Genomic DNA, 4,527 nt, shown 5'->3' with positions numbered 1-4,527 from the left:
ATGGAGAGTGGTTCCCATAGTATTCAACTAGCGATTGGTGACGTTTTAAGACTTAAAATAGAAAGCAAAATAAAAACACACCTGAATTTTCTGGTGTGTTTCAATAATATCCAACCGTCTTGATTTATTTAATGTCTTTATTAAGGTTTTCTTTTAAAATTTGAATCAATTCCGCCTGTTGCTTTATATTTTTGCGGCCATTTCTATTAATTGCAGCAAGTTCACAGACAATTCCAGCTGAAATGAAAAACAATAAACCTTCAAACATTTTAAATCCCCCACCGTCTAAGTGATAGTCAAATTTGTTTTTTCTTTTTGTAATACCTGCTTATAATCTTCCTTACGCTGATATATGTTATTTAAAATGAGTCCAATAATGACAAACAGTGTTCCTACTATATCAAATGCAGTTATGTTATATCCTTTGATCACCATGATTAACAATGTAGTAATGGGGACAAAGTTAATAAATAAAATCCCATTAATGGATGATAGGATTTTAATGCCATAGTTCCAACTAAGGAGGGCTATGATACCTGGTAAAGTAATCATAAATAAAAAATCATACTTAATTGCTGCAATCACTTTAATACTCGGTACCGACACGTAACCTTGCGCGGTAAGTATAGCTGTCATGATTCCTGTTATAGCTGTGCCGAATAAACATGTCAAAGTTGAATAACGAAGTATGGACCACTCTCGGAATATCTGTCCCCCCATTGTGTAGACAACCCACCCTAAAACACCAATGAATATAAAGAGTATCGAGAATAGATGATCCCCTAATGAAAAAAAGAAACTTATATTACCTTTGGTTATGACCATCGAAGCCCCCAAAAAGGCAATCAATATACTGATCATTGTGTATTTTTTAGGTTTCACATGTTTATATCCCCATAGAATAACAATTGAAAGCATCGGCATGAGTGCCTCGGCAATGGATGCTGTCATAATTCCAGACTTCCCCATCAACCTTTGACCTAAAAAAATAAGAACATTGTATACAGTAAACGCCATCACCCCAAATAAAATGATCCATTTTGCTTTACCCTCTAAATAAAATGATTTTTTTCCTTCTCTCACCAATAATAAAATCACTAACATAATCGTTACCACACCGTAGCGAATAAATGAAAAGTAAAACGGATCAATAAATTCTAATGCATGATCTGCAACTGGAAACATCGCGCCCCAAGACATACTTGCTACTAAACATGTAAGGGCACCAATGAATAATTGACTTTTTTTCATTGAATTCCCCTCCTTTTCTTTAAAATTACAATGAGAATTATAAAAAGAAGTAAGCATCAAGTAAAATGAACAAAAGTGATGAAAAACATCATTGATAATGATACTTTAATGAAGGGGGGATCTTCATGGAACTGCGAGACTTACAAATTTTCAAATGCGTAGCCCATCACAAGAGTATTACCGGTGCTGCAAAAGAGTTAAATTATGTACAATCTAATGTAACTGCGCGGATTAAGCAATTAGAGAATGAACTCAAAACACCTCTTTTCAATCGCCATAAAAAAGGGGTTTCACTAAGCCCAGAGGGCCGAAAAATGATTGAATACGTTAACAAAATTTTGAAAGATGTTGAAGAACTGGAGCAAGTCTTTCTAGATACTGATATACCGTCTGGAATATTAAAAATCGGTACAGTGGAAACAGTGAGGATACTGCCGACCATCATAGCTTCCTATTATAAAAAGTATCCTAATGTGGATTTATCATTGCAGGCTGGTCTAACAGAGGAACTTATTAAAAAGGTCATGAATCACGAATTAGACGGAGCTTTTATTTCAGGCCCTTTGAAACATTCTATTCTGGAACAGTATGATGTTTATACTGAAAAACTTACTCTTGTAACCAGTAACAAAACGTTTAATATAGAGGATTTTTCAACGACTCCGATTCTTGTTTTTAATCAGGGGTGCGGGTATCGGTCTAGGCTTGAACAGTGGCTCAAAGATGAAGGTGTGCTCCCAAACAGAATGATGGAATTTAACATCCTGGAGACAATCTTAAATAGTGTTGCACTTGGACTCGGTATAACAGTGGTACCGGAATCTGCAGTTATGCATCTAGCTGCACAAGGTAAGGTTTATTGTCACCCATTACCTGAGAAAGACAGCTGTATCTCAACAATCTTTATACGCCATAAAGATGCGTACCTGACAAATTCAATGCGCAGCCTCCTTAAGACCATTGTTGAACATAAAAATATGAGTATGTCTTAAAGTGATTTTTCTCTTTCTATATTCTAACTTCTTAAATAAAAGAGAAGGCTCATCTCCACTTCGCTACCCTTATTCACAATAAAATAGAGCAGTAAACATGTGAGTTACTGCTCTGCTTCGTTTATTCACCGTTCATTTGTTTTACAATGTATTCAGCATCATTTCCTACGCCTTGAAGCAATGCTGAACCTCGCTTATGCTGCCAAGGCAAACCTATAAAGTACAATCCTTCTACAGGTGAAACACCTCTATGATGTATGATTCGACCTTCTTGATCCAAAACACCTTTTATATTTATCCAACATAAGGGATTCCTGAAACCAGTAGCCCAAATAATATTGTTTACTTCTAATGTAGATGAATCTTTAAAAATGATTTCATTTTGCTTTGCGGCAATGACTCTTTTTTTTAAGATGATCTTTTTCTGTTTTATTGCATGTTTTAATTCATGCCCAAATACTGGATCACCTTTCTTTTGAATGAATTTGCCTACTATTGATGTATGACTTGCATGTAAAACTCCTAATTTATCAAACCACCAAAAGATGCTTCTTTTCCCGATCATTAAAGGGAAATAAACTAGTTTATTACTACAGGCTAAATATGTAACTCTTTCTTTGGATAATTCAACAGCTATCTGAGCACCACTATTCCCACCACCAACTACTAGTACATTTCCATGTACCAATTGTTTTGAATTCTTATATTGTGATGAGTGTAGTTGATTAATATTATCGGCTAAATCCTTTGATATTGATGGAATATTAGGGGTATGAAAAGGACCTGTAGCAATGACAAGATTCTTCGTTTGATATTCTTCCCGATTTGTTTTTATTAAGAAATGATTCTTTATTTTTAGGACACTTATTACTTCTGTCCGTAATTGGATTGGAATTTCAAATTTTTTAACATATTTCTTTAGATAAGCAACAATTTCATTTTTTGAAGGAAATCCATGTTTTTCTCCTTCAAGATGCATTCCAGGCAAAGAGCTATACATTCGAGAAGTAAATAAAACTAATGAGTCATACCGATCTTTCCAGCTCTCCCCCACCTCATGACTTTTATCCAAAATAATAAACTTTTGATCGGACTGCTTAAGATAATATCCTATCGAGATCCCTGCTTGACCAGCCCCGATTACTATAGTGTCGTACACATTATCACCCCGCCAATTTCAAATTGTCAGTAGACAGAATCTGCAAAATGCTAGTTGATCTTCTCACTATAAAGTTAGATAAAAAATTTAATGGTGATGGTGGTCACGCGGCTTCTCCATTTTGGGCTGACAAAGGATCGCATTGTCGTGATTATGCGCTTCGGTTTCCATTTGAATGGTTACGTGCGTAATGCCTTTATGCTCAAGTTCATGTTCAATTTTGCGTAAAATATTTTCACTTTCTGAAATGGTCAGTTGACCGTCAACAACTGCGTGGCAAGAAAGAGCATTCAATCCGCTTGTGATAGACCATATGTGTAAATCATGAATGTTTTGAATTCCCTCTGTCCCTTCAATTGTACGAATGATATCAGAGACATCGATATTTTCTGGAGTTCCTTCCATTAAGATGTGAATGGAATCTTTAGTCACATTGTAACCGCTTCTTAGAACAAGAATAGCCACAATGATACTAGCCAATGGATCTGCCCAGCCCCATCCAAAGAAGATGATAAGTATGGCAGCTAAAATGGCACCTACAGAGCCGAGCATATCGCTTATTACATGTAAATAAGCTCCTCTTATATTCAGATTATTCTTTGTATCTCCGCCACTCATCATAATCCAAGCGACCAATAGATTCACAACTAACCCGATGATACTAATTGTAAGCATGCCGGTTGTTGCTACTTTTGGTGGATTAGAGAAGCGTTCGATTGCTTCATAAATGATATAAAGAGAAATAAGAATTAAGGCAGCACCGTTTATCACAGCTGCAAGAATCTCAAATCGTTTATAGCCGAATGTCTTATTGTGATTTGCCTTTTTTTCAGCTAATGTAAAAGCAATCAGGGCAACCATTAATGAAATTGAATCACTCAGCATATGGCCTGCATCAGATAAAAGCGCCAGACTATTTGTTAAAAATCCTCCTATAGCTTCTATTATCATATAACCTGTAATCATGATAAAAGAGATCAATAAAACCTTTTTATTTGCTCCTTCATTATGATTGTGACTATGATTGTGACCCATAAAAAACTCCTCCTTACCTAAAGTTTATTGATACATATGTATTTATTATTTCAAATCTGTTATGAAGCATTCTAACATAATGCAAACAAT

The 4,527-nt window shown here is 35.3% G+C and carries 5 protein-coding genes; 1 reads left to right on the top strand and 4 read right to left on the bottom strand.

The features are described from left to right. Positions 1-124: 124 nt before the first annotated feature. A complete protein-coding gene (locus tag RAC86_RS35700) occupies positions 125-268 on the bottom strand; it encodes a YrzO family protein (RefSeq protein WP_014477437.1) in 144 nt (47 codons plus the stop codon). Between the two features lie 17 nt (positions 269-285). Beyond that, positions 286-1,251: a DMT family transporter gene (locus tag RAC86_RS35695; RefSeq protein ID WP_377886697.1), complete on the bottom strand. Its 966-nt coding sequence runs from the start codon at positions 1,249-1,251 to the stop codon at positions 286-288. A gap of 125 nt (positions 1,252-1,376) precedes the next feature. On the opposite strand from RAC86_RS35695, the gene czcR reads away from it, so the two are divergent. Further along, complete coding sequence (gene czcR, locus RAC86_RS35690) at positions 1,377-2,243, top strand: LysR family transcriptional regulator CzcR (RefSeq protein ID WP_015384170.1); 867 nt, start codon at positions 1,377-1,379, stop codon at positions 2,241-2,243. A gap of 121 nt (positions 2,244-2,364) precedes the next feature. Here czcR and RAC86_RS35685 read toward each other — a convergent pair whose 3' ends face one another. Continuing rightward, positions 2,365-3,402 carry a flavin-containing monooxygenase gene (locus tag RAC86_RS35685; RefSeq protein WP_185183702.1) on the bottom strand — a complete coding sequence of 346 codons (1,038 nt, stop codon included), beginning with the start codon at positions 3,400-3,402 and terminating at the stop codon, positions 2,365-2,367. 87 nt (positions 3,403-3,489) lie between these two features. Beyond that, the gene (czcD, locus tag RAC86_RS35680; RefSeq protein WP_377886696.1) at positions 3,490-4,437 is read right to left on the bottom strand and encodes a CDF family zinc transporter CzcD; all 948 of its coding nucleotides are present in this window, start codon (positions 4,435-4,437) and stop codon (positions 3,490-3,492) included. Positions 4,438-4,527: the final 90 nt, after the last annotated feature.

The sequence above is a fragment of the Bacillus sp. LR_5 genome (assembly GCF_042709275.1).
The sequence above is the reverse complement of the archived record's forward strand: the minus strand, read 5'-3'. Positions and strand labels throughout refer to the sequence as shown.

Excerpts from the sequence above, each read along its gene's own strand:
- czcR (WP_015384170.1), top strand. The coding sequence starts at position 1,377 with ATGGAACTGCGAGACTTACAAATTTTCAAATGCGTAGCCCATCACAAG.
- RAC86_RS35700 (WP_014477437.1), bottom strand. The coding sequence starts at position 268 with ATGTTTGAAGGTTTATTGTTTTTCATTTCAGCTGGAATTGTCTGTGAA.
- czcD (WP_377886696.1), bottom strand. The coding sequence starts at position 4,437 with ATGGGTCACAATCATAGTCACAATCATAATGAAGGAGCAAATAAAAAG.
- RAC86_RS35695 (WP_377886697.1), bottom strand. The coding sequence starts at position 1,251 with ATGAAAAAAAGTCAATTATTCATTGGTGCCCTTACATGTTTAGTAGCA.